Annotated in this window: 29 protein-coding genes, 2 tRNA genes and 1 riboswitch; of the genes, 11 read left to right on the forward strand and 20 right to left on the reverse strand. The window is 69.2% G+C overall.

What is annotated here, in order from left to right:
• Positions 1-67 precede the first annotated feature (67 nt).
• From IFU30_RS20670 to IFU30_RS10080, 5 genes are all read left to right on the forward strand, one after another.
• The gene (locus IFU30_RS20670; protein WP_192005093.1) at positions 68-1,357 is read left to right on the forward strand and encodes a histidine kinase; all 1,290 of its coding nucleotides are present in this window, start codon (positions 68-70) and stop codon (positions 1,355-1,357) included.
• Positions 1,354-2,028, forward strand: a complete 675-nt coding sequence (locus IFU30_RS10065; protein ID WP_192005094.1) for a response regulator — start codon at positions 1,354-1,356, stop codon at positions 2,026-2,028. Before IFU30_RS20670 ends, IFU30_RS10065 begins: the two co-directional genes overlap by 4 nt.
• An 81-nt stretch (positions 2,029-2,109) precedes the next feature.
• Positions 2,110-3,117: a mechanosensitive ion channel family protein gene (locus tag IFU30_RS10070; RefSeq protein ID WP_079705699.1), complete on the forward strand. Its 1,008-nt coding sequence runs from the start codon at positions 2,110-2,112 to the stop codon at positions 3,115-3,117.
• Positions 3,118-3,137: 20 nt separating this feature from the next.
• The gene (locus IFU30_RS10075; RefSeq protein ID WP_079705698.1) at positions 3,138-3,542 is read left to right on the forward strand and encodes a globin; all 405 of its coding nucleotides are present in this window, start codon (positions 3,138-3,140) and stop codon (positions 3,540-3,542) included.
• 55 nt (positions 3,543-3,597) lie between these two features.
• Positions 3,598-5,280, forward strand: coding sequence for an FAD-binding dehydrogenase (locus IFU30_RS10080; protein ID WP_192005095.1), 1,683 nt, complete (start codon positions 3,598-3,600; stop codon positions 5,278-5,280).
• A gap of 3 nt (positions 5,281-5,283) precedes the next feature.
• On the opposite strand, the gene IFU30_RS10085 is transcribed toward IFU30_RS10080, so the two are convergent.
• Positions 5,284-5,964, reverse strand: a complete 681-nt coding sequence (locus tag IFU30_RS10085; protein WP_192005096.1) for a hypothetical protein — start codon at positions 5,962-5,964, stop codon at positions 5,284-5,286.
• Positions 5,965-6,090: 126 nt separating this feature from the next.
• On the opposite strand from IFU30_RS10085, the gene IFU30_RS10090 reads away from it, so the two are divergent.
• Entirely contained in the window at positions 6,091-6,963 is an 873-nt protein-coding gene (locus IFU30_RS10090) for an acyl-CoA thioesterase (RefSeq protein WP_234993952.1), read from the forward strand.
• A 10-nt stretch (positions 6,964-6,973) separates the two neighbouring features.
• Here IFU30_RS10090 and IFU30_RS10095 read toward each other — a convergent pair whose 3' ends face one another.
• The 5 genes from IFU30_RS10095 to IFU30_RS10115 form a co-directional block, all read right to left on the reverse strand.
• Positions 6,974-7,447, reverse strand: coding sequence for an acyl-CoA thioesterase (locus IFU30_RS10095; RefSeq protein ID WP_192005097.1), 474 nt, complete (start codon positions 7,445-7,447; stop codon positions 6,974-6,976).
• Positions 7,448-7,534: 87 nt separating this feature from the next.
• Complete coding sequence (ettA, locus tag IFU30_RS10100; protein ID WP_085510665.1) at positions 7,535-9,217, reverse strand: energy-dependent translational throttle protein EttA; 1,683 nt, start codon at positions 9,215-9,217, stop codon at positions 7,535-7,537.
• Positions 9,218-9,230: 13 nt separating this feature from the next.
• Entirely contained in the window at positions 9,231-10,676 is a 1,446-nt protein-coding gene (locus IFU30_RS10105; RefSeq protein WP_192005098.1) for an amino acid permease, read from the reverse strand.
• Positions 10,677-10,781: 105 nt separating this feature from the next.
• On the reverse strand, positions 10,782-11,306 hold the full coding sequence (locus IFU30_RS10110; protein WP_241160868.1) for a DUF6993 domain-containing protein: 525 nt from the start codon (positions 11,304-11,306) through the stop codon (positions 10,782-10,784).
• A gap of 22 nt (positions 11,307-11,328) precedes the next feature.
• Positions 11,329-11,787 (reverse strand): single-stranded DNA-binding protein, encoded by a 459-nt coding sequence (locus tag IFU30_RS10115; protein WP_124769166.1) that lies wholly within the window; start codon positions 11,785-11,787, stop codon positions 11,329-11,331.
• A gap of 282 nt (positions 11,788-12,069) precedes the next feature.
• Here IFU30_RS10115 and IFU30_RS10120 point away from each other — a divergent pair, with 282 nt between their 5' ends.
• The gene (locus IFU30_RS10120) at positions 12,070-12,270 is read left to right on the forward strand and encodes a hypothetical protein (protein ID WP_192005099.1); all 201 of its coding nucleotides are present in this window, start codon (positions 12,070-12,072) and stop codon (positions 12,268-12,270) included.
• A 78-nt stretch (positions 12,271-12,348) separates the two neighbouring features.
• Positions 12,349-13,065, forward strand: coding sequence for a hypothetical protein (locus tag IFU30_RS10125; protein ID WP_192005100.1), 717 nt, complete (start codon positions 12,349-12,351; stop codon positions 13,063-13,065).
• Positions 13,066-13,134: 69 nt separating this feature from the next.
• On the opposite strand, the gene nadE is transcribed toward IFU30_RS10125, so the two are convergent.
• From nadE to orn, 4 genes are all read right to left on the reverse strand, one after another.
• Positions 13,135-13,956, reverse strand: a complete 822-nt coding sequence (gene nadE, locus IFU30_RS10130; RefSeq protein WP_124769163.1) for an ammonia-dependent NAD(+) synthetase — start codon at positions 13,954-13,956, stop codon at positions 13,135-13,137.
• A 91-nt stretch (positions 13,957-14,047) separates the two neighbouring features.
• A complete protein-coding gene (locus tag IFU30_RS10135) occupies positions 14,048-14,398 on the reverse strand; it encodes a metallopeptidase family protein (RefSeq protein ID WP_079705689.1) in 351 nt (116 codons plus the stop codon).
• 55 nt (positions 14,399-14,453) lie between these two features.
• Positions 14,454-14,529: transfer RNA gene (locus IFU30_RS10140), tRNA-His, on the reverse strand.
• 50 nt (positions 14,530-14,579) lie between these two features.
• Complete coding sequence (gene orn, locus IFU30_RS10145) at positions 14,580-15,200, reverse strand: oligoribonuclease (RefSeq protein WP_064295132.1); 621 nt, start codon at positions 15,198-15,200, stop codon at positions 14,580-14,582.
• A gap of 52 nt (positions 15,201-15,252) precedes the next feature.
• Here orn and IFU30_RS10150 point away from each other — a divergent pair, with 52 nt between their 5' ends.
• Positions 15,253-15,477 carry an SCO4848 family membrane protein gene (locus tag IFU30_RS10150; RefSeq protein ID WP_064295131.1) on the forward strand — a complete coding sequence of 75 codons (225 nt, stop codon included), beginning with the start codon at positions 15,253-15,255 and terminating at the stop codon, positions 15,475-15,477.
• Between the two features lie 30 nt (positions 15,478-15,507).
• Positions 15,508-15,580: transfer RNA gene (locus tag IFU30_RS10155), tRNA-Arg, on the forward strand.
• A 148-nt stretch (positions 15,581-15,728) separates the two neighbouring features.
• Here the strand turns inward: IFU30_RS10155 and IFU30_RS10160 are convergent.
• The 6 genes from IFU30_RS10160 to dinB all read right to left on the reverse strand — a co-directional run bounded on the left by IFU30_RS10160 (position 15,729) and on the right by dinB (position 21,041).
• The gene (locus IFU30_RS10160) at positions 15,729-16,301 is read right to left on the reverse strand and encodes a hypothetical protein (RefSeq protein WP_192005101.1); all 573 of its coding nucleotides are present in this window, start codon (positions 16,299-16,301) and stop codon (positions 15,729-15,731) included.
• Complete coding sequence (locus IFU30_RS10165; protein WP_192005102.1) at positions 16,298-17,098, reverse strand: energy-coupling factor transporter transmembrane component T family protein; 801 nt, start codon at positions 17,096-17,098, stop codon at positions 16,298-16,300. Before IFU30_RS10165 ends, IFU30_RS10160 begins: the two co-directional genes overlap by 4 nt.
• Positions 17,095-18,492: an ABC transporter ATP-binding protein gene (locus IFU30_RS10170; protein ID WP_159880253.1), complete on the reverse strand. Its 1,398-nt coding sequence runs from the start codon at positions 18,490-18,492 to the stop codon at positions 17,095-17,097. Before IFU30_RS10170 ends, IFU30_RS10165 begins: the two co-directional genes overlap by 4 nt.
• A gap of 86 nt (positions 18,493-18,578) precedes the next feature.
• The gene (locus IFU30_RS10175; protein WP_086473536.1) at positions 18,579-19,208 is read right to left on the reverse strand and encodes an ECF transporter S component; all 630 of its coding nucleotides are present in this window, start codon (positions 19,206-19,208) and stop codon (positions 18,579-18,581) included.
• A 36-nt stretch (positions 19,209-19,244) separates the two neighbouring features.
• A riboswitch (TPP riboswitch) is annotated at positions 19,245-19,353 on the reverse strand.
• A 50-nt stretch (positions 19,354-19,403) separates the two neighbouring features.
• The gene (locus tag IFU30_RS10180; protein WP_079705686.1) at positions 19,404-19,733 is read right to left on the reverse strand and encodes a hypothetical protein; all 330 of its coding nucleotides are present in this window, start codon (positions 19,731-19,733) and stop codon (positions 19,404-19,406) included.
• A gap of 9 nt (positions 19,734-19,742) precedes the next feature.
• Positions 19,743-21,041 (reverse strand): DNA polymerase IV, encoded by a 1,299-nt coding sequence (gene dinB / locus IFU30_RS10185; protein WP_079705685.1) that lies wholly within the window; start codon positions 21,039-21,041, stop codon positions 19,743-19,745.
• Between the two features lie 82 nt (positions 21,042-21,123).
• Between dinB and IFU30_RS10190 the strand changes: the two genes are divergently transcribed.
• Positions 21,124-22,449, forward strand: a complete 1,326-nt coding sequence (locus IFU30_RS10190; RefSeq protein WP_192005104.1) for an acyltransferase family protein — start codon at positions 21,124-21,126, stop codon at positions 22,447-22,449.
• Here IFU30_RS10190 and IFU30_RS10195 read toward each other — a convergent pair.
• The 4 genes from IFU30_RS10195 to gatC form a co-directional block, all read right to left on the reverse strand.
• The gene (locus IFU30_RS10195) at positions 22,420-23,016 is read right to left on the reverse strand and encodes a hypothetical protein (RefSeq protein ID WP_137241848.1); all 597 of its coding nucleotides are present in this window, start codon (positions 23,014-23,016) and stop codon (positions 22,420-22,422) included. The genes IFU30_RS10190 and IFU30_RS10195 overlap by 30 nt on opposite strands.
• A gap of 115 nt (positions 23,017-23,131) precedes the next feature.
• Positions 23,132-24,631, reverse strand: coding sequence for an Asp-tRNA(Asn)/Glu-tRNA(Gln) amidotransferase subunit GatB (gene gatB / locus IFU30_RS10200; protein WP_137241849.1), 1,500 nt, complete (start codon positions 24,629-24,631; stop codon positions 23,132-23,134).
• Positions 24,632-24,634: 3 nt separating this feature from the next.
• Positions 24,635-26,146: an Asp-tRNA(Asn)/Glu-tRNA(Gln) amidotransferase subunit GatA gene (gatA, locus tag IFU30_RS10205; RefSeq protein WP_064295121.1), complete on the reverse strand. Its 1,512-nt coding sequence runs from the start codon at positions 26,144-26,146 to the stop codon at positions 24,635-24,637.
• Positions 26,143-26,442 carry an Asp-tRNA(Asn)/Glu-tRNA(Gln) amidotransferase subunit GatC gene (gatC, locus tag IFU30_RS10210; protein WP_064295120.1) on the reverse strand — a complete coding sequence of 100 codons (300 nt, stop codon included), beginning with the start codon at positions 26,440-26,442 and terminating at the stop codon, positions 26,143-26,145. The genes gatA and gatC overlap by 4 nt, the downstream gene beginning before the upstream one ends.
• Between the last annotated feature and the right edge of the window lie 23 nt (positions 26,443-26,465).

Raw genomic sequence — 26,465 nt, forward strand, 5'->3', positions numbered from 1 at the left:
GTTCTCCGTATCCTGGAGGGATGCGCCGACCAGTGAACGACGACCGACCCTCAGGGTCGTCCTCGTCGTGACCGCTCGGAAGCCGTCCTCCGACCGGGACCGGGCCGCGACGGAGGCCGCACTGATGCTCCCGCGCCCACCCGGGGTCGTCCGACGCTGGTGGTCGAGGCATCCGTGGACCGCCGACTCGCTCATCGCCGCCGGGTACCTCCTCGTCGCGCTCTCGGTCAGCACCGTCGAGTGGTTCGACGTCGACCTGGCCGCCCAGCCCGGCCGCATCGCGCTCGCCGTCGCGATCGTGGGCATCACGACACTCGCCGTCCTGCTCAGGCGACGGCGCCCGCTCGCGATGACCGTGCTCGTCATCGCCGTCGGGCTCGTCTCGGTCGCACAGACGGTGGGCGTCGACGCGTTCGCCGTGCCGATCCTGCTCTACTCGGTGGCCGTGTACCGGACCGTCGCACTCGGCTGGCAGGCCTTCGCCGCCGCCGCGGTCGTCGCCGTCCTCGCCCCGTTCCTGCCCTGGGCCGCACCACATGAGCCGGGAGAGCCGCAGCAGACCATCATCTCGGTCGTCCTCTTCGCGCTCTTCGGGCTGCTGATCGGGATCAACGTCGGCAATCGCAAGCGGTACGTCGAAGCACTCGTCGATCGGGCGGCGCAGCTGGCCCGCGAGCGCGACCAGCAGGCCCAGCTCGCCGCCGTCGCCGAGCGGACCCGCATCGCCCGCGAGATGCACGACATCGTCTCCCACAGTCTCACCGTCATCGTCGCGCTCAGCGAGGGGGCCCTGGCGACGAAGGACCCGACGGCGTCCCGGTCCGCCATGACCGCCGTCACCGACGCCGCCCGCGGCTCCCTCGTCGACATGCGACGCATGCTGGGCGTCCTCCGCGAGACCGGCAGCGCACCCCTCGCTCCGCAACCCGACGCCGCGTCGATCCCCGCGCTCGTCGAGACCTTCCGCGGGCTCGGCCTGCCGGTCGCACTCACCGTCTCGGGGCCGTCGACGGACGACCCGTCGATCCTGCTCGCCGTGCACCGGATCACGCAGGAGGCACTCACGAACGCCCTGCGGTACTCGGAACGGCCGAAGCGCGTCGACGTCGTCATCACCACCGACGACGAGCACCTCGAGCTCATCGTCGAGAACGACGGGTCCATTCCGGACGCGCCGTCGCTCGGCGCCGGCCAGGGGTTGCTTGGCCTCCGCGAACGCGTCGCGTTCCAAGGAGGTCGGGTCACCGCCGGAGCCGTCGGCGATCGGCTGTGGCGCGTCCATGCCGTCCTCCCCCTGGAACCACGCCCGTCGAGAACGTCCCCGCCGACCACCGAACCACGAGGAACCACACCATGACCGACCCCGTCCGCATCCTGCTCGTCGACGACCAGCAGCTCATCCGGCTCGGATTCGGTCTCGTGCTCGGCGCTGAGGACGATCTGGACGTGGTCGGTGAGGCTTCGAACGGCGCCGAGGCGATCGACCTCGCCGCCAGCCTGCGGCCGGACGTGATCCTCATGGACGTCCGGATGCCGGGACTCGACGGGATCGAGGCGACCAGGAGGATCGTCGCCGCGAACCCCGACAGCCGCATCATCATCCTGACGACCTTCGACCTCGACGAGTACGCCTTCGGAGCGCTGCGGGCCGGCGCGAGCGGCTTCCTCCTGAAGGACGCCCTGCCGAACGAGCTGACGTCCGCGATCCGCGCGGTCCACGCCGGCGACGCCGCCGTCTCGACCCGCATCACGAAGCGGATGCTCGAACTCTTCGCGACGGCCCTCCCCGGCACGCCCGCGGCCGCCGAGGACGGCTCGGCAGCAGAACTCGCCGAGCTGACACCGCGGGAGCACGACATCCTCGTCGCCATGGCGGAGGGGCTGAGCAACGCGGAGATCGCCGCCCACTTCGTCCTCTCCGAGTCGACGGTGAAGACGCACGTCGGTCGTGTGCTCATGAAGCTGCAGTTGCGCGACCGCGTCCAGGCGGTCATCTTCGCCTACAAGCACGGACTCGTGCGTCCATGACCGTTCACGCAGGCACCGTCCGGCTCGCACTCGGGCGGCTCACACGGTTCACTCCGGGTCGCTCGATACACTGAGGCCCATATGAACTGGGATGAGATCTGGCCTGACGTGACCGCCTTCCTCTGGACGGCGGGGTGGAAGATCATCGGCGTGGTGGTCGTGATCGGCCTGGCGTTCGCCGCCGCATGGGTGCTCCGATTCGTCATCCGACGCGTCGTCGGCCGCATCGTGAGTGGCGTCAAGAAGAGTGCCGACGTCACCGACACGCAATCGCTGCTCGCCTCGCCGCTCGCCGCCGTCCGACTCGTCCAACGCACGCGGACCCTCGGCACCGTGCTCAGCAACATCGTCAACGTCACCATCGTCATCGTCGCGGCCATTCTCGTCGTCAACGTCATCGACTCGAGCATCATCGGCTCCTTCGCCCTGCTGACGGCCGCGGTCGGTGCCGGTCTCGGTTTCGGCGCGCAGAACATCGTCAAGGACATCCTCAACGGCCTGTTCATGGTGGTCGAGGACCAACTGGGCGTGGGCGACGTGGTCGACCTCGGGCCCGCCACCGGCGTCGTCGAGACCGTCGGCATCCGGATCACCCAGGTACGCGACGTCAACGGCACGCTCTGGTTCGTCCGCAATGGCGAGATCCTGCGGGTCGGCAACATGTCGCAGGGCTGGTCGCGGGTCATCATCGACCTGGCGATCCCGTACGACACCGACGTCGAGGCCGTCCAGGAGCGCATGCTCGACACGGCGAACGAACTCGCCCACGACCCCAAGTGGCGCTCCCGCATCCTCGAGAAGCCCGAGCTGTGGGGCCTCGAGTCGATCTCGGGCGACGCCCTCGTCATCCGCCTCGTGATCAAGACGCGCACGAGTGCCAAGGACGACGTGGCTCGCGAACTGCGGATGCGGTTGAAGCGGGCCGTCGACGAGATGGACGTCAAGCTGCCGTCGCTCAACAGCATCGTCCTCTCGGGCTTCGAAGGTGCCGCGAGCGTGACCGGTTCGCGTCCCCCGCGCACCCACCCGACCACGGTGGTCCCGCCGCGGGCGCCGAAGACCAAGCGACCCCCGAGAGGGCAGCAGTGACCGACTCCCAGGCACCAGGCATGTCCTTCTACGAGCAGGTCGGCGGACACGCCACCTTCAAGGCCCTCGTGGACGAGTTCTACCGCGGCGTGGCCGGCGACCCCGTCCTGAAACCGATGTACCCCGAGGAGGACCTCGGTCCGGCGGCCGACCGGCTGATGCTCTTCCTCGAGCAGTACTGGGGTGGGCCGGGCACCTACAGCGCCGAACGCGGCCACCCGCGTCTCCGGCTGCGGCACCAGCCCTTCCACGTGAACCCCGACGCTCGCGACCGCTGGCTGCTGCACATGCGCGCCGCCGTCGACAGCCTCGACCTCGCGCCGGTGCACGAGGCGACGCTCTGGGACTACCTCGAGCGGGCAGCCCACGCCATGGTCAACACCTTCGACGAGGATCCAGGGGCTCCGCGCCGCAGTCTCCTCTGATTCCGGCCGCACGGTCGTAGGATCGGACGCACGTCCGTGCCGAAGGAGTCAGCAGATGCCAGCAGCCGTCCCGCCCAACCCCTCCGCCGATCGAACCGAGGCCGACGCGATCGTGATCGGCAGCGGGCTGGCCGGGCTCGTCGCCGCCGCAGAGCTCATCGACGCCGGCAAGCGGGTCATCCTGCTCGAACAGGAGCCGGAGTCGAACCTCGGTGGCCAGGCGCACTGGTCGTTCGGCGGCCTGTTCCTGGTCGACTCCCCCGAGCAGCGCCACCTCGGCGTCCGTGATTCGCTCGAGCTCGCGACCCAGGACTGGTTCGGCGCCGCGGCGTTCGACCGCCCCGAGGACCACTGGCCGAGGCGCTGGGCAGAGGCGTACCTCGACTTCGCCGCTGGCGAGAAGCGCGCCTGGCTCCACGAGCAGGGCATGCGGTTCTTCCCGGTCGTCGGCTGGGCGGAACGGGGCGGCTACGGCGCCATCGGCCACGGCAACTCCGTTCCCCGCTTCCACATCACCTGGGGCACCGGACCCGGGGTCGTCGCGCCCTTCGTCCGACGGGTGAACGCCGGCGTCGAGGACGGCTCGGTGTCGGCTCACTTCCGGCATCGTGTGGACGAGCTGCTCACCGAGGACGGTGCGGTCGTCGGCGTACGCGGGTCCGTGCTCGCCCCGTCGCATGCCGAGCGCGGAGCTCCGAGCTCGCGCGAGGTCGTCGGCGAGTTCTCGTGCAGGGCGCCTGCGGTGCTCGTCGCCAGCGGTGGCATCGGAGGGAACCACGACCTCGTCCGCGAACAGTGGCCGGCCCGGCTCGGGACGCCGCCGACGACCATGCTCTCCGGTGTCCCGGCGCACGTCGACGGACGCATGCTGGCGATCAGCGAACGCGCGGGCGGGCATCTCATCAACGGCGACCGGATGTGGCACTACGTCGAAGGCATCACCAACTGGGATCCGATCTGGCCGCAGCACGGCATCAGGATCCTGCCGGGGCCGTCGTCGCTCTGGTTCGACGCGACCGGGAAGCGGCTCCCGGTGCCGCTCTTCCCGGGCTTCGACACGCTCGGTACCCTCGCGCACCTGCGTGCCACCGGCCACGACCACAGCTGGTTCGTGCTGACCCAGCGGATCATCGAGAAGGAGTTCGCGCTGTCGGGGAGCGAGCAGAACCCTGACCTCACCGGGAAGGACCTCGGGCTGCTCGCGAAGCGCATCGGCCCGGGAGCGCCCGGGCCGGTCGAGGCGTTCAAGGAGCACGGCGCGGACTTCGTCGTCGCCGACACGCTCACCGAGCTGGTCGCAGGGATGCAGGAGCTCAGCCCGGAGACGCCCATCGACGCGGCGAACGTCATCGCTGAGGTGGAGGCCCGCGATCGCGAGATCGACAACCCGTTCACGAAGGACCTGCAGATCACGGCGCTCCGCGGTGCCCGCTCCTACCGGGGCGACAAACTCATCCGCGTCGCCGCACCGCACCGGCTCCTCGATCCGAAGGCCGGACCGCTCATCGCGGTGAAGCTGCACGTCCTGACCCGCAAGAGCCTCGGTGGGCTCGAGACCGACCTCGCGAGTCGGGTCCTCGGCCCGGACGGGAACCCGGTGCCCGGCCTCTACGCCGCCGGTGAGGCGGCTGGCTTCGGCGGTGGAGGGATCCACGGCTACCGCGCGCTCGAGGGGACCTTCCTCGGCGGCTGTCTGTTCAGCGGTCGGACCGCCGGCCGCGCGATGGCAGGCGCCTGAGGATCAGGACACAGCACCCGCGAGCACATGCCCGCGTCGGGTGCTCAAGCGCACCCATCCGCCTGAGCGGAAGACGGCCGCGCGCTCCGGCTCGGCGATGAAGCCGAGGCCGACCGCCGCGAATGCGGCACCGGTCGGGAGCCCGTGGCCGTCGCCGAGGGGCCGGGACCAGACCTGCGACCGTACCTTCTGGACGATCTGATCGCCGACGGCCGTGGGGAGCGTCTCGGCGATCTCCGCGGCCCCCGTCCTGGCGACGAGTTCCAGCTCGATGGTGTCCACGTCGCCCGCGCGCTCCCAGCCGCCACGCGGCGGCGCCTGTCCGACCCACGGGGCCGTCCTCGTGGACGGTGGCAGCTCGAGCGGCACGGTCTCGCGGGCGTCCGCGACCAGGTCCTCGGCAGCGACGCCGCCGAGCGTGCGGACGATGCGGTCGATGAGTTCACGCGGGGTCGCGAGCACGTCGGCCGTCGCGGGTTCGGCGAGTGCGAAGGTACGCATCCCGATGATCGTCGGACTCCGGTCGAGCAGACCCTGCGGGTGCAGCACCGGGGCGGAGACCGCCAGGACGTCCCCGATAGCCAGGAGTCGCACGCCGGAGTCGTCGATCCGGGCGGCGCGTGCGAGGAAGGTGCGGAGGTCGGCGAGCGAGGTGGCGTCGAGGAGCTGCAAGGTGGTGGACATCTCCTCTCAATCTACGCCACCGCCGCGTGCGCTCCGGCACCGCGTCGCCAGGGCCTGGATAGACTCGGCGGGTCGGGTCGGGCATCGACGACCGAGCCTCGACCCCCGGATGAAAGGCGTGTTCGCGTGAAGGAACCGATCCACTCCCTGCTCACCGCACTCGACCTCAGTGCTCCCGGTGTCCGGACCGACGAGGACATCTTCACCGGTCCGTCCCAATGGATGCCACAGGGGCGGGTCTTCGGTGGTCAGGTGCTCGCCCAGTCCGTCGTCGCCGCGACCCGGACCGTCGACGCCGAGCGCATCATCCACTCGATGCACGGGTACTTCCTCCGACCGGGCGACGTCGACCTGCCGATCACCTTCGCGGTCGACCGCATCCACGACGGACGCTCGTTCGCCACCCGGCGCACCCAGGCGTACCAGAACGGAGTGCCGATCCTCTCGATGATCGCGTCCTTCCAGACCCAGGACGAGGGCCCGGAGCATCAGATCGAGCTGCCCGACGGGATCCCGGACCCGGAGACGCTCCCGTCGGCCGCCGAGCTCCTCAGCGGGATCGACCACCCGGCGGCCGAGGCGTGGGCGACGGGACGCCCCTTCGACCTCCGACACGTCGGCTCCCCCGTCTACCTCCGGGTGGAGGGCGAGCGGACCACCCGGCAAGCGGTGTGGTTCAAGACGATCGAGGACCTGCCCGACGACCCGGCGCTGCACCGTGCCGCGCTCGCCTACGCGAGTGACTACACGATCCTGGAGCCGGTGCTCCGTCGTCACGGCGTCCCGTGGGCCACCCCGGGCATCAAGATCGCCAGTCTCGACCATGCCATGTGGTGGCACCGACCCGCCCGCGTCGACGAGTGGCTGCTCTATCTGCAGGATTCCCCGAGCGCCACCGGCGGACGAGGTCTGTCCCTCGGGCGCATCTACGATCGGGCGGGTCGCCTCGTCGCGAGCGTCGCCCAGGAGGGCATGGTGCGGTTCCCGACGCCTCGGTGACCGGCGTCGCTCAGCGCCGCGAGAACTCGATCGGATCCTCGAGGAACGGCTCCCATGCGGCACGTTCGACGTCCGAGATCCGGCGCGGCTTGAGCGTCTTGGCGTCCACCATGACGACCGTCGTGGAGGCTCGGGCGTACAGCGTCTGCGATGCCCCGCCCAGCGGCGAGTAGACCTCGTACGCGACCTGCAGGCTGGCACCGCCGATCTTGCCCATCCAGAGCTGGACGTCGAGCGGATCGCGCTGGTACGGGATCGGGGCCAGGTACTCGATCTCCTGGTGCGCCACGAGCGTCAGCGTCTCGGCCTCGAGGCTCGCATCGATGACCGCGGTCGGAGGGGCCTCCTCCGACGCCAGCGTCGGGATCCAGAAGACGCGGACGCGCGCCTCCTCCAGCAGCTTGAGCATCGAGGCGTTGTTGACGTGGTTGAAGGCGTCGAGGTCGCCCCACCGCAGTGGGATCGGCACGTGGAGTCTGGTCATTGCTGGGCCCTCCGTGGGTCGGGGACGTACGGGTCGTGAACGGACGACGGCCCACCGGCAGAAGCCGATGGGCCGTTCGCACGAGTCCTAGTCTCGCGTGAGCTTGCGGTAGGCGGAGCGGTGCGGCTTTGCCGCATCCGGTCCGAGGCGCTTGATCTTGTCCTCTTCGTAGGACTCGAAGTTTCCCTCGAACCAGTGCCAGTTCGACGGGTTCTCCTCGGTGCCCTCGTACGACAGGATGTGCGTCGCGATGCGGTCGAGGAACCACCGGTCGTGGGTGATGACCACAGCGCAACCCGGGAACTCGAGGAGCGCGTTCTCGAGGCTCGAGAGCGTCTCGACGTCGAGGTCGTTGGTCGGTTCGTCGAGCAGCAGGAGGTTACCGCCCTGCTTGAGCGTCAGCGCGAGGTTCAGTCGGTTGCGCTCACCACCCGAGAGGACGCCGGCCTTCTTCTGCTGGTCCGGGCCCTTGAACCCGAAGGTCGACACGTAGGCGCGGGACGGGATCTCCTGGTTGCCGACCTGGATGTAGTCGAGCCCTTCGGATACGACCTCCCAGAGCGTCTTGTTGGGGTCGATGCCCCCACGGGACTGGTCGACGTAGGAGAGCTTCACGGTCTCGCCGACCTTGAGCTCACCGGCGTCGAGCGGCTCGATGCCGACGATGGTCTTGAACAGCGTGGTCTTACCGACACCGTTCGGGCCGATGATGCCGACGATGCCGTTACGCGGGAGGCTGAAGGAGAGGTCGTCGATGAGGACGCGTCCGTCGAAGCCCTTCTCGAGCTTCTTGGCCTCGAGGACCGTCGAGCCGAGTCGCGGACCGGCGGGGATCTGGATCTCCTCGAAGTCGAGCTTCCTGGTGCGCTCGGCCTCCGTCGCCATCTCCTCGTAGCGAGCGAGACGAGCCTTCGACTTCGCCTGGCGGCCCTTCGCGTTGCTGCGGACCCACTCGAGTTCGCTCGCGAGTCGCTTGGCGAGCTTCGCGTCCTTCTTGCCCTGGACGTTGAGACGCTCGCCCTTCTTCTCGAGGTAGGTCGAGTAGTTGCCCTCGTATGGGTAGAGGCGACCGCGGTCGACCTCACAGATCCACTCTGCGACGTGGTCGAGGAAGTACCGGTCGTGGGTGACGGCGAGCACGGCGCCCGCGTACTGAGCGAGGTGCTGCTCGAGCCAGAGCACGCTCTCGGCGTCGAGGTGGTTGGTGGGCTCGTCGAGGAGCAGGAGGTCGGGCTTCTGCAGGAGGAGCTTGCAGAGCGCGACGCGACGCTTCTCACCACCGGAGAGGTGGGCGACCGTGGCGTCGGACGGCGGGCAGCGCAGGGCGTCCATCGCCTGCTCCAGCTGCGAGTCGAGGTCCCAAGCGTCAGCGGCGTCGATCGCCTCCTGCAGCACGCCCATCTCGGCGAGCAGGGCGTCGAAGTCGGCGTCGGGCTCGGCCATCGCGAGCGAGATCTCGTTGAAGCGGTCGATCTTGCCCTTGATCTCGCCGACGCCCTCCTGGACGTTCTCGAGCACCGTCTTGTCCTCGTCGAGTTCCGGCTCCTGCATGAGGATGCCGACGCTGAAGCCCGGCGTGAGCTTCGCCTCGCCGTTCGAGGGGGTGTCGATCCCCGCCATGATCTTCAGGATCGTGGACTTACCGGCACCGTTCGGGCCGACGACGCCGATCTTCGCTCCGGGCAGGAACGCCATCGTCACGTCGTCGAGGATGAGCTTGTCGCCGACCGCCTTGCGGGCGCGGACCATCGAGTAAATGTATTCAGCCATGTCGCCGTCCAGTCTACGGGCGGACCCTCCGTTTGCGCTGCACGACGACGCCCGCGACGACGGCCGCCGCCGCGATCGCGCAACTCGTCGTCACCTCGAGGAGCCGCGCGGGTCCGCCGAAGAACATCGACACCAGCAGCGCGACGAGCGCGACGACGACCACGACCGTGAGCCACGGGTGTCCCCACATGCGGATCCCGCCGGCGCGGTCGCCGCTCTCCGACGCCCAGACCTGGTCGAACCGTCGACTGCGCAATTGAGCGACGGCGATCACGATCCACACGAAGATCGCGATCGCGCCGGTGGAGTTGACGAGGAACGTGAAGACCTCGTCCGGTGCGAGGTAGTTCAACAGGACGCACACGAGCCCGACGACGGCCGAGCACAGGATCGCGACCGCCGGCGTGCCGCGTCGCGTCGTCGCGCGGACCGCTCGCGGGGCCAACCCGCGGCCGCCGAGTGAGAACAGCATGCGCGACGCCGTGTACAGCGAGGCGTTGAGCGTCGACAGCAGGGCCGTGAAGACGATGATGTCCATCGCCACGCCGGCGCCGGGGATCCCGGCGGCGTGCAGCATGGTGACGAAGGGACTGATCCCCGGCGTGATCTCCGTCCACGGCACCACGATGAGGACGACCAGGATCGAACCGATGTAGAACAGCAGGATCCGCCAGACGACCGAGTTCACCGCTCGCCGGACGGCACCCTTCGGGTCCACCGATTCTCCTGCCGCGATCGTGGCGACCTCGGCACCGAACATCGAGAAGATGATCGGCAGCAGCGCCGCCAGGACGCCGCCGATACCGAACGGCAGGAAGCCCCCGTCCGTTGGAGCGAGGTTGGTGACGGTCGCCGTCTCGGTCGGGATGACGCCGACGATGATGAGCGAACCGAGCGCGATGAACAGGATCACGGCCGTGATCTTGATCGAGGAGAACCAGAACTCGAACTCACCGAACGACCTCACTGAGACGAGGTTGGCGGCGAGGAACGCGACGGTGATTACGAGCGCCGGGATCCACTGCGGGAGACCGGGCACCCACTGGCTGACGATCTGCGCTGCGGCCGTCGCCTCGATGCCGACGACCACGACCCAGAACCACCAGTACAGCCACCCGATCGCGAGACCGGCCCAGGGGCCGATGAAGCGCGAGGCGTAGGCGGAGAACGACCCGGTCTCGGGCGATGCGGAGGCCATCTCCCCCAGCATGCGCATGACGAGCACCACGACCACGCCGGCCAGGGCGTACGCGAGGATCACGCCGGGTCCCGCTGCGAGGATCGCCGTGCTCGACGCCACGAGGAGCCCGGCGCCGATCATGCCGCCGAGGGCGATCAGCGCCAGATGACGAGGCTTGAGTGTATGCGCCAACGCCGTCGGCGCCACGGCCAGACGTTCGTCGGCCAGGAAGACGGCCTCGGTGGCAGGTTCCCCGCCAGGTGATGGGTTGGCGGTCATGCGGGCCCTCTATTCCGGATCGAGCCACCTAGGAGGAAGCGATATCTGAAATGTCAGGTTATGGCATGCCCACGGCTTGCACCAGCCCGTGAGTGGTCGGCGGCGCTACCAGTCGATCGCGCGCGTGACCCCGATGAGGCATCGCCCGGTGTCGAGCTGCGACACCACCGACGAGTGATACCCCGTCGCCGGCCCGTTCTGCCCGAGGATGCACTGCCCTTGCCACCGGATGGCGAACTGGATCGAGTCGGCCGGCTCGCCGATGCTCGTCGTGTCCGAGGAGACCTCCATCTCCGCCTTCGGGAAGCCGGCGGCGACGAGACCGTCGATGATCGCCTGCCCGCCAGCGGCGGGGTTCGCGGCGAGCGTGGCTGCGTTCACGGCGTCGAAGAACGGCAGGTTGTCGGTGGCGGTGCCCTCGGGGAGCAGCACGGGCGCCGCCGGAGCCGTCTCAGTGGCGGTCGGCGTCTGGCTCGGCGTGGCCGTCGGCTCGGGAGCGGGCTGGGAGCAGCCGGTCACGGCGATGCCGAGCAGGCCGAGCACCACGCCGACCCGGACGCCGGCGATCGACGTGCGGCGACGGATCGAGGTGACGGCTGAGACGGGGCGGTCGCGGAGGCTCTTCTGCACGTCGAGCAGTCTACGCGGCGCGTCAGAACGGCGTGTCCTGCGGCGGTGCCGACGCCCACTCCCCGGTTCCGGTTCCGGAACCGGTCGACTCGGATGCGGCGGGCGCCGGAGACACCCCCGCTCCGACCGGCGACTCACCGGACCCCTTCGGTTGCCAGCCGATGTCGGGCCCGATGTGATCGGCTTCGATGTCGACCGACGTCCCTCGTCGCTCACCCTGCTCCCAGTCGCGGATCCGCAACCGGCCGAGCACGATCACGCGTTGTCCTTTGACGAGCGATGTGGCGGAGGCGGTCGCCAATCCACGGAAGGCGCTCACCGTGTACCAGTTCGTCTCCTGCGCCACCCAGGAACCCTGCTTCTGGTCGTACCGACGTTGCTGCGACGCCAGGCGGAAACTGGTGATGTCCAGCCCGGACGTCGTGCGATGGTGCTTGGGGTCTGTCGCGACGTGTCCGCAGACGGTGATCTGGTCGTTCATGGGTTCCTCTCCTGTCGGTCCGACGATCCTGGCGGTGGATCGCGGAAGCGTCCGGGGCGGGTCCGTGCCGATCGCCACCCCGGACGCGCTGCCAGCCTCACCGATCCTGTGGGCCCCGTGTCGAGCCGGGCGACCCTCGTCGATGTCCACAACCGCGCACCTCGCTGTGGAGGACCCTCGCTCCGCTCTGACCAGGGCCGATGTCGGTGGCCCCGCATACGCTGACGAGTACCAGCCGGCAGTCCCAGTCCGGCATCGCCCCACCAGCGCACGAGGAGTCCCATGCCCAACGCCCTGAGCATCCGTCCCGGCTACTGGCGCGTGACGACCCCCGACGGCCGCGTGCTCGGCAACATCGAGGCCGTCGGAGCGGACGGCGTCCCGGAGTACCGGGCCAACCGGTTCCGACCGGCAGTCCTCGGGTACGCCCCACTGGGCAGCTTCAGCGATCTCGCGATCGCCATCGACGCATTCCGCAACTGAGCGACGACCCTCCCGCCGTTCCGTCGAACCCGGTGCGTCGCCCGTGTTCACGCCCGAACGAGGGGTAGTCTGCGGCCCATGCAGTGGTGGAATGACTTCGTAGAGTGGGTGACCTCAGCTGAGGTCCGCCCCATGCTGTTCGCTGCGGCCCTCTTCATCGTGGCCGTCGTGGTGTCCTCTCTCGTCGCCGCCGGCGCAAGCCGTCGTGCGCTGCGAGCCATCGTGGACCAACGCGATCGAGAGCAGAAGAACGTCGCGATCCTGGCGCTCGTCGACGCCGCCACCGAGGCCAGCGTCTGGAACTCGCTCACCCCGCAGGAGCAGGTGCTCAGCGATCGGGCCGTCGCCCAGGCCGACACCCTCGTGCGACTCAGCCCGATCAAGGGTGCGGCCGTCGCCGCAGACTGGGCGAACCACCAGCTCCATGAGATGAAGCGCAACTCCGCGACGTTCGGGTACGAGTTGGACCCGGTGGTCGAGGACTTCCGCGACCGCCTCGTCGAGTGGTCGAAGAAGCCGGCACGGGCCCGAAAGGACTTCGACGGGGACCTCCGTCGCTGGCGTGCCGAGTCCACAGGATCGGAACAGGCGCTCGTCGCGGAGCAGGAGTCGTGGGTCGCCAAGCAGCACCACGAGCAGTACGCCGCTGTGAAGCCCGCGTCCACCGCCCCGGCTGCACGGCCCGGCGACATCACTCGCTCGACGGGCGGCACGATCAACACCAGCACGACGCAGCGCATCATCGACGACGTCGCGGTCCTGGAAGCCGAACGCAAGCAGCCCAGCGTCAGCTGACCACCGCGACTGACAGACGGCGGCCCGATCATCCGATCGGGCCGCCGTCTTCGTGTCAGGGGTGCGTGGTCAGCGCCACCAGGTGTCGAACTTGCTGACCGGGACCTGCCGCTTGTGCTCCGTCGCCGCGTACCGGGCCTCGATCGCTTCGGCGGCCACCGGATCGATCTCGCTCCCCTCGAGGAAGTCGTCGATCTGCTGGTAGCTGAGTCCGAGGTTCTCCTCGTCGGTCTGGCCGGGGGTGCCGTCGAGGAGATCGGCGGTCGGGGCCTTCAGGTAGAGGCGTTCCGGAGCGTCGAGCGACTCGAGGAGCGCACGCCCCTGACGCTTCGTCAGGCCACTGAGCGGGAGCACGTCGGCCCCGCCGTCGCCGAACTTCGTGAAGAAGCCGGTGACCGCCTCGGCCGCGTGGTCCGTCCCGACCACCAGGAGCCCCTGCTGACCGGCGATAGCGTACTGCGCGACCATCCGTGCGCGCGCCTTCGCGTTGCCCTTGACGAAGTCACTGAGGGGTTCGCCGGTTGCATCCGCGTACTCGGCTTCGAACCCGTCGACCGCACGTTGGATGTTGAACACGACGGAGTCGTCCGGGCGGATGAACGACAGCGCCAACTGGGCGTCGTCCTCGTCGTGCTGCACGGCGTACGGCAGACGGACGGCGACGAACCGGGCCTCGCCACCCTCGGCTCGGACCTCTTCCGCCGCGAGCTGGCACAGGCGCCCGGCGAGCGACGAGTCCTGTCCCCCGCTGATCCCGAGCACGAACCCCTTCGTGTGCGTCGCCCGCAGGTACGACTTCAGGAAGTCGATCCGGGAACGGACCTCGGCCGACGGGTCGATCGTGGGGCTGACATGGAGTTCCGCAATGATGCGGGCCTGGATCTCGCGCATGTCCCCAGGCTACTCGCTCACCGGAGGCGCACCCGGAACTCCGAGACACTTGCAACACACCGGAAACACGGCTCGGTGGGCGAGGCGGGTCTCAGGCCCAGCCGAGCTCGTGCAGCCGCTCGTCGTCGATGCCGTAGAAGTGCGCGATCTCGTGGACCAGGGTGGTGTGGATCTCGTCGGCGAGCTCGTCGAGTGTTTCGCACGCCGCCAGATGCGGCTCGCGGTAGACGATGATCCGGTCGGGCATCTCGCCGAAGCCGTAGCGGTCGCGCTCCGTCAGGGCGACGCCGTCGTACAGCCCGAGCGTGTCGAGCGTGCCGTTCTCAGGCCGGTCCTCGACGACGAAGACGAGGTTGTCGAGACCGTCGACCATCTCGTCGGGCAAGCGGTCGAGTTCGTCCACCACGAGGGCTTCGAACGCCTCGGTGTCCAGCTCCAACATGCCCGCTCCCCGGATACGACAGAAGCCGGAGGGATCCTCCGGCTTCTGTACGACATGGGGTGAGTAACGGGGCTTGAACCCGCGACCTCCTGGACCACAACCAGGCGCTCTGCCAACTGAGCTATACCCACCATGCGACCTGCTCCGCGGAGACCGCGTCACAAGCGACTGGACGAGTCTATTACATGTTTGGGGCGTACCGTGACACGACCGCTTCCGAAACCTGCTTCGCGTCGTCGGAGGACGGGCCGGGGAGGTCGACGAACAACGCTCCGCGGTAGTAGGCGAGCTCACGGATCGACTCGAGGATGTCCGCCAGCGCGCGGTGTCCGCCGTGCTTCGACGGGGCGTTGAAGTACACCCGCGGGTACCACCGACGGGCCAGTTCCTTGATGGAGGAGACGTCGACGTTGCGGTAGTGCAGGTGGGCGTCGAGCCGCGGCATGTACCGCGCGAGGAATCCTCGGTCGGTCCCGATGGTGTTCCCGGCCAGCGGCGCCTTCGACTCATCGGGGACGAAGCGCTGGATGTACTCGATGACCTGGAACTCGGCGTCCGCGACGCTCACGCCGTTCGGGATCTCCTCGAGCAGCCCCGAGGTGCGGTGCATGTTCGTCACGAACTCACCCATGTTGTCGAGTGCCGACTGGTCGGGCTTGATCACGACGGAGTAACCCGGGTCGAGGATGTTCAGTTCGAAGTCGGTGATCACGACGGCGATCTCGACGAGTTCGTCGACCTCCAGCTCGAGTCCGGTCATCTCGCAGTCGATCCAGACCAGACGGTCCCCAGCTGTACTCATAGGTCGAGTCTACTCAGCACGACCGACGCCGCCGGTTCCGTAGACTCGAGCGGTGATCATCGCCATCTCCGTCCTGCTGCTCGTCAACGGTGTCTACAACGTCGTCGTCTGGCCCCGCTTCCTCAAGCGCATCGTCGCCGACCCGCGCGCCCGCGACGATCAGGGACGTGCGACGACGTTCCTGCGCGTCCACGTCATCCTCATCAGCATCGCCCTCGTCCTCGCAGCCCTGTCGCTCGTCTTCGGAGTCCTCGGCCTCCTCGGCGTCGGCGCCTGAGACACCGCTGCGGTATCCTGGACGACGCCCGCCTCCGTAGCTCAGGGGATAGAGCAGGAGCCTTCTAATCTCTTGGTCGCAGGTTCGAATCCTGCCGGGGGCACCTCACACGACATCGCGGACCCTTCTCATCTCTTGGTCGCAGGTTCGAATCCTGCCGGGGGCACACCACCCTTCGACAAGCTCAGGGACCGATGACCGGAACCTGACCCTCAGACCGGCTCAAGGACCGAGAACCCGGACCGTGGGTCTCAGGAACGGAGCCAGGGGCTCCAGCGTTTCGCTTCGTCGCGCGCAAGGACATCAAGGACGAGGGATGAGACCTGGTCCGCGGCGCCGGTCGCCTCGATGCGGAGACCCGCATCGAGGTCGGGCCGCTCCCGCTCGATGAAGGCGTCCTCCTGGAGGGTCCACTCGGCGAGCCAGTCGACGCCGTCACCGCGCCCGATGAGGCGGTCGGTGCGCTGGACCACCGGCGCGTCGAGCCACAGCACCGTGTCGGCGAGTATTCGCGACGCCCGCGACGACGACCCGCAACCCTCGACGATGAGTGGACGGTCACTCGGCACGAGGTGCGTCTCCGCACGGGCGGACCGTTCCCAGTCCCAGCGCCGCCACTCCCCCGCGCGCCGCTCGGAGAACGGTGTGAGGATCCACTCGACGAGGAGTCGAGCACCCTCGTCGAGCCCCTCCCACCCCGGATACAGGTCGTCCATGTGGACGACCGTGCTGGCCGTCAATGCGGACGCCACCGAGGAGGCGAGCGTCGTCTTCCCCGTGCCCGACCGTCCGTCGATGAGCAGGACCGGCGGAACCGCGCTCACTGGCCCACGACCCGGAACGTGCCGGCGAGGACCGCCGTGGACAGCGCGAAAGCCATGATCACGATCGTCACCAGGACGGCGACGAGGTCAGCCCGGCCCAGGCGGGACGGTCTGGCCCAGGTGCGTTCGTTCGGTGCCCCGAACCCCCGCGCCTCCATCGCCGTCGCGAGTTTGCTCCCGCGGCGGATGGCGAACACCAGCAGCACGAACGCCATGGACGCGAACCGCCGGACCACTCCCCGGTCCCCCAGCCCACGGGCACGACGGGCGAGCGCCAGACTGCGCCAGTCGTCGATGAAGAGTCCGAGCATCCGCGCGCCAGCAAGGATCCCGAGCACGAACCGCGACGGCAGCTTCGTGATCTGGGACAAGCCGTCGGCCAGATCGGTCGGATCCACCCGCGCGAAGAGCAGGATCGTCGGGAGACCGAGCGCCAACACGCGGATCGTCACGGCGACCGCCAGCTCGATCGAGTTGTCCGTCACCCTGACGAACCCGAACGACAGGTACTCAGTCCCTCCCGGCTTCGCGTACAACAGCATGCTGATCCCGCCGATGGGCGCGAAGACGAGCACCGGCAGTGCCCGCTTCAGCAGCGCGGTGAACCGCAGGCCGGAGAGCGGGAACAGCATCACTTCGAGCAGCACCGCCGTGCTCGCACTCACCCAGTCGATCGTCAACAGCAACGGGACGGACAGGATGAGAACGGCCAGCACCTTCGTCACCGGATTCACGCGGTCGAGTGGCGGTCGATGGTGCAACACCGTCGAGCGGTCCGCTGCCGTGAGGCTCGTCATGCGGCCCGCCTCCCGAGTTCCAGCGGTTCGAGGAGGATGCGATGGTCGCCCAGATGTTCGACGACCCCCGCGTCATGCGTGACGGAGAGGATCGTCGCGCCGCGCTCGAGCTCGTGCTGCAGCAGGCGGACGAGTGACAACCACGTGCGTCGATCCTGCCCGAACGTCGGTTCGTCGAGGACCATGACCGCCGGCCGGGCGGCGAGGACGGTGGCCACCGACAACCGGCGCTTCTGACCGCCCGAGAGGCTGAACGGGTTCGCCTCGGCAAGACGACCGAGACCGAGCGCCTCGAGGATCTCGGAGACCCGCTCGTCGATGGCGGTCCGGGACCAGCGGAGGGCCTGCAGGCCGACACCGAGCTCGTTCCGCACGGTCGATGAGACGAACTGGTGCTCGGGATCCTGAAAGACCGTCCCGATGCGTGTGAGCAACTCGGTGGACTTCCAGCGGATCGGCCGGGATCCCAGCCTGCCGGCGAGCTGCGGAGCGGCGGTCACCGTCCCCGTGATCTCCGGCAGCAGTCCCGCCAGCGTGAGCGCGAGCGTGGACTTCCCCGCGCCGTTGGGGCCGACGATGACGGTCGCCGCGCCCTCGGGCACCGCGAGCCCCAGGTGCTCCTGCACCGGCTGCTTCCGCGTTCGACCGATCGCCAGGTCGTCGGTCGTGATGACCGCCGCTGATGGGCCGGACACCGGACGAGGGGCCAACCCCAGCGGGATGCCCGGCACCCAGACACCCGCATCGGCCAGGCGCTGCCCGACGTCGTCGAGGACGAGGTCGGGTGGCCCGTCGGCGAGGACACCGCCGTCGGCGTCGAGCACGACGACCCTGGTCATCAGCTCGCGCCAGACGTCGACGCGGTGTTCGATGACGACCAGGGTGGACGAACCGTCATCGACCAGCCGAGCGACGGCGTCCCGCACCTCGGCCACCCCGGCCGGGTCGAGGTTCGCGGTCGGTTCGTCGAGCAGGAGGAGCGAGGGGTGCATGGCGAGTACGCCGGCGAGGGCCAGCCGCTGTTTCTGACCCCCGGACAGCGCCGAGGTCGAGTGGTCCAGCGGCAGGTCCAGTCCGACGGCCTCCAGCGAGGCGTCGACGCGGCGCCAGATCTCCTCGCGCTCGACGCCGAGGTTCTCGCAGCCGAAGGCGACGTCGTCGCCGACCTTGGACAGGATCACCTGCGAATCGGGATCCTGCAGCACGAGCCCGATGCGACCCCTCGCTCGTTCAGGCGGAACGCCGTCCACGAGGAGCGAGCCGTGGGACTCCCCCTCGTCCGCACCGCCGAGGACGCCGGCCAGTGCGTGGATCAGCGTCGACTTGCCGGCACCGGACGCCCCCAGGAGGAGGACCCGCTCGCCCGGTTCGATCACGAGGTCGAGGTCGCGCACCGCCCAGGCCTTCCGACCGGCATGACGCCACCCCCAGTCCCGCGCGACGACGCGCGCCGGACCGGTCCCAGCCGCTCCCGGCACGATCAGACCTCGCGCCGAGCGTCCCGCCCCGACGCGAACCGACTGAGCGCTCCGGTCGACGCGAGTGCCCTGACGAGTGCCCAGCCGACGACACCGGCGAGGATCGCGCCCGAGACGAGCAGCGAACCGAGGTAGATCGCGTTGAACTCGACACCCTTCTCGAGGTTGCCCGACATCACGAGCTCGAGGAGCCACGCGCCGGCCCCGGCGCCGGCGCCGGCGAGGATCGCCGGAACGAGGCCGAAGCGCTTGTACGCGAGCGCCGCGAACACCAGCTCAGCACCGAGGCCCTGAGCGAGGCCGGAGTACACCGTCGTGACGCCCCATGCGTTGCCGATGAGGGCGGAGACGATCGCACCGATGGTCTCGACGAGGAGTGCTGCGCCGGGCTTCCGGATGATGAGTCCGCCGAGCACCCCGCCGAGGAGCCAGATCCCGACGGCGATCCCGCCGAAACCGGGCGTGACGGCGCTGGCACCCGCGTACCAGAGTGATCCGAGCGTGTTCCACGCCCAGAAGATGAGGCCGGTCGCGACGCCGAGCACGGCGACCACGACGATGTCGACGACCCTCCAGCGCAAGGTCCGCGACGCAGCGCGTTCAGAGGGTGAGATCTTGGTCGATGCTGACACGATACGTGCCCTTCCTGTAGACGGAAAAGAGCACGGGATAGCGAGAAATGGTCTCCCTGCGCTGGCATGATCCAGATCAGGTTCGACGGTCGAAGGCGAATACCTTCCTCTCAGCCCGGTTCACCGGACTCCCGTGGTGGCACGAGTCTAACCCCTGCCGTACGCAGTCGCACGACAGGGGTTCGACGGGGAGGGCTACTTCTTGAGGGCCTTGATGAGGCCGGCCAGTGCCTTGCCGCTCACCCAGATGAACGGGATCGCGACGGCGATGAGCGAGATGAGGTTCGGGTCGAAACGGAGACCCTCGTCGGTCTTGATGTAGGCACCGACCGGGATCGAGACGCCGCCACCGCCACCGCCGCTCGGGGCGTCGTCGCCGTCGCCCTCGGAGCCGCCGCCGAAGCCGTAGTACGTCAGCGCGACGGGCACGAGCTTCGTGCCGTCGACGTCCTGCTGCTCCCCGTAGGCTGCGGACACGCCGAGCCCCTTCGCCTGTTCTGCCAGCTTCTCCACGAGATTCGTCATACCGCGAGGCTACCGCTCGGTATCCACCGGTCCAAGGGGTTGATCCGTGCTCCCAGCACCCTGCGAGTCTCCGCGACTGCCGAGTCCGCGACGCCTCGGCTTGCCGAGGAGGGAGGCGGGAGCGATCGCGAGATCGCCGAACCGGCTCGCGACCCGGTCGATCGTCTGCTCGGCTTCACGCCACTCCTCGTCCGGGTCCCAGAGCCCGGCACCGGCCTCATCGGCGGGGACGAGCTGGTCCACCTTCACCCCGACGAGGCGCACGAGGCGTCCGCCGCGATCGAGGTCGTCGAACAGCGACGCCGCCTCGTCGTAGACCCGACGCCCGACGTTCGTGGCCTCGCCGATGGTGCGCGACCGGGTGATGACGCTGAAGTCCGCATAGCGGACACGGATGCTGATCGTCCGGCCGGCGTAGCCGCCCTTCCGGAGCCGGATCGCGACGAGACCGGCGAGGTTCAGCAGCTCGCGCTTGAGGATGGTCGGGTCGGAGACGTCCGTCGGGAAGGTCACCTCGTGGCTGACGCTCTTCTCGCGTCGTGCCAGCTCGATGCCGCGCGGATCGATCCCGTTCGCGAGCTCGAGGAGTCGGCGACCGGAGGCCTCACCGACCGCGCGCTGGAGCATCGACAGCGGGGTGGAGGCGAGCTGACCGATGGTCCGGATGCCCCGGTTCGTCAGCTGCTCCTCCGTCCGACCACCGACACCCCACAGCGCGCCGACCGGCAACGGGTGGAGGAACGCCAGGGTCTCGTCGGCGGGCACGACCAGCAGGCCGTCGGGCTTCGACAGGCCGGAGGCGAGCTTCGCGACGTACTTCGTCGATGCCAAGCCGACCGAGCACGGCAGACCGGTCGCGTCGAGGACCCGTTGCTTCACGAGCGCGGCGATCGTCCGTGGGCTCCCGAGCAACCGGACCGCGCCGGACACGTCGAGGAAGGCCTCGTCGATGCTCAGCGGCTCGACGAGCGGCGTGACCGACTCGAAGACCTCCATCACCCGGTCGGAGTACTCGCGGTACCTGCCGTGGTGGGGTGGCAACACGACGGCGCTCGGACAGAGGCGCATCGCCTGGGACACCGGCATCGCCGCTCGCACGCCGTACCGGCGAGCCTCGTAACTGGCGGAGGTGACGACCGACCGCCCCTCCTTGTTCCCCACGATGATCGGCAGACCGCGCAGCTCGGGCCGTTCCAAGAGCTCGACCGAGACAAAGAACGCGTCCATGTCGACGTGGAGGATGGGGGTACCGCTGTCGTCGGCATCGTGCGCCGAGACGCGACGCGACGCTCCATCCTGCCGACTCATGCCTCCATTGTCTCAGTCGCCTCCGACACGCTCTCCACAAGGGCCGAGGCGGGAGGGCCCGGCGACGCTAGGCTGTCCGGCGATGAGCACGCGAACGCGGACCGGGTCGGCCCCGGCGGTCCCAGACCTCTCCGGGCGGGACCTCGCCCTCGACCTCGTGCGCGTCGCGTGCGTCGTGACGGTCGTCATCGTCCACCTCCTGATGGTCGCGGTGGCCGTCGAGCCGGACGGCACGATCGGCATCTCCCGAGCGCTCGAGCAGCAGTCGTGGTTCGACACGGGTACCTGGTTCGGCCAGATCATGCCGCTGTTCTTCATCGTTGGCGGCTTCGCGACGATCACCGGCTGGCGCAGCACCGTCCGACGTGGTGGCGGGACCAGCGACTTCCTCCGGTCCCGGGTGTTCCGACTCGCCCTGCCGACGATCCCGGTCCTGCTCTTCCTCGCCGCGGGGCTGTGGCTCGCCGGGGCGCTCGGTGTCGACCCGGCCATCATCGAGGCCGTCGCCGCAGGCGTCGGCTCCCCGCTCTGGTTCCTGGCCGCCTACCTGCTGTGCCAGGCGGTCGCCCCGTTCCTCGCCACCTGCCACGACCGCCACCCCTTCCTGACCTGTGCGGCACTGCTGGCCGGCGTGATCCTCGTCGACGTCGTCCGTTACTCGACCGGTCTCCTGGGCATCGGTCTCGTCAACCTGGTGTTCGTCTGGCCGCTGCTGCAGCAGTTCGGGTTCTTCCTGGCCGACGGACGTCTCCGCTCCGTTCCGCGCCTCGTCCTCGTGGCCGTGGTGCTCGTCTCCTACGGTGCGCTCGTGCCGATCACGACCTGGCTGCCGTACTCGACCAGCATGCTCGGCAACCTCAACCCACCGACCCTCCCCCTCGTCGTCCTCGGCGTCGGGCAGCTCGCCCTGCTCGCCCTGGCGCACCCGCTGCTCACGGCGATCATGCGGACCCGCGCCGCGCGAGCGGTCGTCTTCCTCATCGGGTCCCGGCTGATGACGGTGTACCTCTGGCATCTCCCCCTGATCATCGCGGTCGCCGGTCTCCAGCTCGCCCTCGGCATCCCCTTCGCGGAACCGCTGAGTGCGGCATGGTGGTGGACCCGACCGGTCGTACTGCTCGTCGTCGCGGTTCTGCTCGCGGGCGTCGGCACACTCCTCGGCCGTGTCGAGCACCCCCGCAAGCTGCGCCTCGACCCGGAGCGCAAGCCTGCACACGTCGCCGTGTGGATCGCGCTCGCGAGCGCCTTCATCATGCCCTTCGCGGAGATCTCCCACCCGCTCACCGCCGCGATGGCGGCTGCCGGCGCCGTCGGCTCGATCATCGCGGTCGTGCTCCTGAACCCGACCCGTCGGCCGGTCGAGCGCGTCGCGAGCGGATCAGACCAGGCCGTGGACCAGCGGCCGTAGCCATTCACGGAAGGCCTCCCGGTCGTCCCGGAGCGACTCACTGACCACGATCGTGTCGGGCGCGACCACCCAGGCCCCCGGTCGGCCGATCGGGAGCACCTCGAGGTCCAACCGGAACGAGCTGGATTGCCGGCGCAACTCGAACTGGCGCTCGCGGATGAGTTCGTAGACGTCGGTGAGGCGGCTCGGCGACCGGCCTGCGAGCGCACGCTCGTACTCCCGGATGCGAGCCGCCGCCCACCGGTGCGCCTCGTCGTACGCCCGGTAGGCGAGCTCCTGCAGGTCGAGGGCTCGATCGAACACCTCGAAGTGTGGTGGGCGGACCTCGGCCATGAAGAGGCGCGTGTCGCGACGGGCGATCCCGGTCCACCAGCCGTCGAACTGGACCGCGAGCGCGTCGAGGTCGAGGCCGGCGACGTCGACCCGCTCCAGCCCCGGCGTGACTGCCGGAAGCTGCGCGACGCATCGATCGCCGAGCCCCGCCATGTCGCGGAACGCGAGCGCCAGCATGAGGGCCATCGGAGCGTCTTCCGTGACCTGCCACCGCATGGTGCCTTCGACCAGCATGGCGGAAGTGTATGCCGGGCCAGCAGTCGGCACCAGGGCTTCCCCTGGCCGACGACATCGGGCCCGAGCCGCCGTCATCGACGGTGGCGCGGGCCCGAGGGTGCAGCGGCGACCGCTACTGCGAGGCGCGCTCCAGGACGAGTTCGCGCACACGCGCCGCATCGGCCTGTCCGCGCATCGCCTTCATCACGGCGCCGATCACGGCGCCGGCGGCCTGGACCTTGCCGTCGCGGATCTTGGCGAGGACGTCCGGCTGAGCGGCCAGTGCCTCGTCGATGGCGGCGATCAGCGGACCGTCGTCGGACACGAGTGCGAGACCGCGAGCGTCGATGACCTCCTGAGGAGTGCCCTCCCCGTCGATGACGCCCTCGAGCACCTGGCGTGCGAGCTTGTCGTTGAGCGTTCCGGCCTCGACGAGCGCCGCGAGTGCCGCGACGTGCTCGGGTGACACGAGGCTCGTCGCCTCGACATCGCGCTGGTTCGCGATCCGCGAGATCTCGCCCGTCCACCACTTCCGTGCGGCGGCCGGAGCGGCGCCGGCCTCGACGGTGGCCGTGATCTCGTTCAGCAGACCACCGTTCACGACGTCCTGGAACTCCAGGTCGGTGAAGCCCCATTCGCTCTTCAGCCGACGACGACGGACGGCCGGCTGCTCGGGCAGTGCCGCTCGGAGTTCCTCGATGAGTTCGGGCGACGGCACGACCGGGAGCAGATCGGGCTCCGGGAAGTACCGGTAGTCGTCGGCGTCGCTCTTCGGCCGGCCGGCGGACGTCGCACCGGTGTCCTCGTGCCAGTGCCGCGTCTCCTGGATGATGGATCCGCCGTCCTTGAGGATCGCGGCCTGCCGCTGGATCTCGTAGCGGACGGCGCGCTCGACGGAACGCAGGGAGTTGACGTTCTTCGTCTCGGTTCGCGTGCCGAGCTTCTCCTGGCCGCGCGGGCGCAGCGAGATGTTGGCGTCGCAGCGGAGGTTCCCGCGCTCCATCTTCGCGTCGGAGATGCCGAGTGCCACGACGATGTCGCGGATCGCGGAGACGTAGGCCTTCGCGATCTCGGGTGCCCGGTGCTCGGTGCCGTAGATCGGCTTGGTGACGATCTCGACGAGCGGCACACCCGCGCGGTTGTAGTCGACGAGCGAGTACTCGGCACCCTGGATACGGCCGGTGGAACCGCCGATGTGCGTGAGCTTGCCGGCGTCCTCCTCCATGTGCGCGCGCTCGATCGGCACCGTCACGATGGTGCCGTCCGCCAGCTCGACGTCGACCGAGCCCTCGAAGGCGATCGGCTCGTCGAACTGCGAGATCTGGTAGTTCTTCGCGAGGTCGGGGTAGAAGTAGTTCTTCCGCGCGAAACGGCTCGAGGGTGCGATCGAGCAGCCGAGGGCGAGCCCGAGGCTGATCGAGTACCGCACCGCCTGCTCGTTCACGACCGGGAGCGACCCGGGCAGACCGAGGCAGACCGGCGAGATGTTCGTGTTCGGAGCGTCGCCGAAGCCGTTCGGCGCCGAGGAGAACATCTTCGTCTTGGTGTTCAGCTCGACGTGCACCTCGAAGCCGAGCACCGGCTCGTACAGTTCGAGGGCTTCTTCGTAGGAGAGGAGCTTGTCCTTGGCCATGGGTTACCGACCTCCGAGAGCGGGTGCCTGCGAGATGAGGGTGTGCCCCCACGTCGATTCGAGAAGCGCCTCGAGAGCGGCGCCGACCCGGTAGAGCCTGGCGTCCTCCCGTGCTGGCGCCATGAACTGGATGCCGACGGGCAGACCGTCTTCCGGGGCGAGCCCGATCGGCACGCTGATGCCGGGCACGCCGGCGAGGTTCGCCGGGATGGTGGTGACGTCGTTCAGGTACATCGCCAGTGGGTCGTCGATACGCTCGCCCAGCTTGAACGCCGTCGTCGGGGCACTCGGGCTCACGAGGACGTCGACCTGGTCGAACGCCGCCGCGAAGTCGCGCTGGATGAGCGTCCGGACCTTCTGGGCACTGCCGTAGTAGGCGTCGTAGTAGCCCGCGCTGAGCGCGTACGTGCCGAGGATGATCCGTCGCTTCACCTCGGGACCGAAACCGGCCTCGCGCGTTGCGGACATGACCTGCTCGACCGTGCCGCCGCCCTCGGGCGTGACCCGCATGCCGAAGCGCACCGAGTCGAACTTCGCGAGGTTGCTCGACGCTTCTGCGGGGAGGATGAGGTAGTAGGCGGCGACGGCGTACTCGAAGTTCGGAGCGGAGACCTCGACGATCTCAGCACCGTTCGCCTCGAGTACCGCGAGCGCCTCCTGGAAGCGGCTCTTCACGCCGGCTTGGAAGCCCTCACCGTTGAGCTCGGTGACGACGCCGACCCGGAGGCCGCGCAGCACGTCGCCGCGCGCGCCCTCGCGGGCCGCAGCGGCCATCGACGGCCAGGCGTCGCGGAGCGAGGTGGAGTCGAGGGCGTCGTGCCCGGCGATGACGTCGTGGAGGAGGCCCGAGTCGAGGACCGTGCGGCTGACCGGCCCGACCTGGTCGAGCGAGGAGGCGAGCGCGATCGCCCCGTAGCGGCTGACCGCGCCGTAGGTCGGCTTCACGCCGACCGTGCCGGTCACGTGCGCCGGCTGGCGGATGGACCCGCCGGTGTCGCTGCCGAGGGCGATGGGCGCCTCGAACGCGGCGACCGCGGCAGCGGAGCCACCGCCGGAACCGCCGGGGATGCGGTCGAGGTCCCACGGGTTGTGGGTCGGGCCGTACGCGGAGTGCTCCGTGCTCGAGCCCATGGCGAACTCGTCCATGTTCGTCTTGCCGAGCGGCACGAGACCGGCGGCACGCGACCGGGCTACGACGGTCGCGTCGAACGGTGACAGGTACCCCTCGAGGATCTTGCTCCCCGAGGTGGACGGCATGTCCGTCGTGACCAGCACGTCCTTGATGGCGAGCGGGACGCCCGCCAGCTCGCCGAGGTCCTCGCCCGCGGCACGGCGTGCGTCGATGTCGGCGGCGACGTCGAGTGCGTGGTCCGACACGTGGAGGAAGGCGTGGACGTCGCCGTCGACCTGCGCGATGCGGTCGAGGTGCGCCTGGGTGGCTTCGACGCTGGAGACCTCGCCAGCGCGCAGCTTGCTCGACAGCTCGGCTGCCGTGAGACCGATCAACCCGCTCACTGCTCCTCCCCCAGGATCGCCGAGACCTTGAAGCGACCGTCGGCCGATTCCGGCGCGTTCTGCAGCGCCTGCTCCCGCGTGAGCGTGTTGCCGACGACGTCGTCGCGGTACACGTTCTCGAGTGGGATCGGGTGGCTCGTCGCCGGGACGTCAGGCGTGGCCACCTGCTGCACCTTCTGGATGTTGTCCACGATGGAGTCGAGCTCCGTCGTGAGGTGGGCGATCTCGTCCTGGCTCAGGGCGATTCGAGCGAGGTTCGCGAGATGCGCGACCTGCTCGGTAGTGATTTCCGACATGCGTCTCCCGTACGTGTAGCGGT

It is taken from the genome of Plantibacter sp. CFBP 8798 (assembly GCF_014841195.1).
In the GTDB taxonomy this organism is placed as follows: domain Bacteria; phylum Actinomycetota; class Actinomycetes; order Actinomycetales; family Microbacteriaceae; genus Plantibacter; species Plantibacter auratus.

Excerpts from the sequence above, each read along its gene's own strand:
- IFU30_RS10065 (WP_192005094.1), top strand. The coding sequence starts at position 1,354 with ATGACCGACCCCGTCCGCATCCTGCTCGTCGACGACCAGCAGCTCATC.
- IFU30_RS10070 (WP_079705699.1), top strand. The coding sequence starts at position 2,110 with ATGAACTGGGATGAGATCTGGCCTGACGTGACCGCCTTCCTCTGGACG.
- IFU30_RS10075 (WP_079705698.1), top strand. The coding sequence starts at position 3,138 with ATGTCCTTCTACGAGCAGGTCGGCGGACACGCCACCTTCAAGGCCCTC.
- IFU30_RS10080 (WP_192005095.1), top strand. The coding sequence starts at position 3,598 with ATGCCAGCAGCCGTCCCGCCCAACCCCTCCGCCGATCGAACCGAGGCC.
- IFU30_RS10085 (WP_192005096.1), bottom strand. The coding sequence starts at position 5,964 with ATGTCCACCACCTTGCAGCTCCTCGACGCCACCTCGCTCGCCGACCTC.
- IFU30_RS10095 (WP_192005097.1), bottom strand. The coding sequence starts at position 7,447 with ATGACCAGACTCCACGTGCCGATCCCACTGCGGTGGGGCGACCTCGAC.
- ettA (WP_085510665.1), bottom strand. The coding sequence starts at position 9,217 with ATGGCTGAATACATTTACTCGATGGTCCGCGCCCGCAAGGCGGTCGGC.
- IFU30_RS10105 (WP_192005098.1), bottom strand. The coding sequence starts at position 10,676 with ATGACCGCCAACCCATCACCTGGCGGGGAACCTGCCACCGAGGCCGTC.
- IFU30_RS10115 (WP_124769166.1), bottom strand. The coding sequence starts at position 11,787 with ATGAACGACCAGATCACCGTCTGCGGACACGTCGCGACAGACCCCAAG.
- IFU30_RS10120 (WP_192005099.1), top strand. The coding sequence starts at position 12,070 with ATGCCCAACGCCCTGAGCATCCGTCCCGGCTACTGGCGCGTGACGACC.
- IFU30_RS10125 (WP_192005100.1), top strand. The coding sequence starts at position 12,349 with ATGCAGTGGTGGAATGACTTCGTAGAGTGGGTGACCTCAGCTGAGGTC.
- nadE (WP_124769163.1), bottom strand. The coding sequence starts at position 13,956 with ATGCGCGAGATCCAGGCCCGCATCATTGCGGAACTCCATGTCAGCCCC.
- IFU30_RS10135 (WP_079705689.1), bottom strand. The coding sequence starts at position 14,398 with ATGTTGGAGCTGGACACCGAGGCGTTCGAAGCCCTCGTGGTGGACGAA.
- orn (WP_064295132.1), bottom strand. The coding sequence starts at position 15,200 with ATGAGTACAGCTGGGGACCGTCTGGTCTGGATCGACTGCGAGATGACC.
- IFU30_RS10165 (WP_192005102.1), bottom strand. The coding sequence starts at position 17,098 with ATGACGAGCCTCACGGCAGCGGACCGCTCGACGGTGTTGCACCATCGA.
- IFU30_RS10180 (WP_079705686.1), bottom strand. The coding sequence starts at position 19,733 with ATGACGAATCTCGTGGAGAAGCTGGCAGAACAGGCGAAGGGGCTCGGC.
- dinB (WP_079705685.1), bottom strand. The coding sequence starts at position 21,041 with ATGAGTCGGCAGGATGGAGCGTCGCGTCGCGTCTCGGCGCACGATGCC.
- IFU30_RS10190 (WP_192005104.1), top strand. The coding sequence starts at position 21,124 with ATGAGCACGCGAACGCGGACCGGGTCGGCCCCGGCGGTCCCAGACCTC.
- IFU30_RS10195 (WP_137241848.1), bottom strand. The coding sequence starts at position 23,016 with ATGCTGGTCGAAGGCACCATGCGGTGGCAGGTCACGGAAGACGCTCCG.
- gatB (WP_137241849.1), bottom strand. The coding sequence starts at position 24,631 with ATGGCCAAGGACAAGCTCCTCTCCTACGAAGAAGCCCTCGAACTGTAC.
- gatC (WP_064295120.1), bottom strand. The coding sequence starts at position 26,442 with ATGTCGGAAATCACTACCGAGCAGGTCGCGCATCTCGCGAACCTCGCT.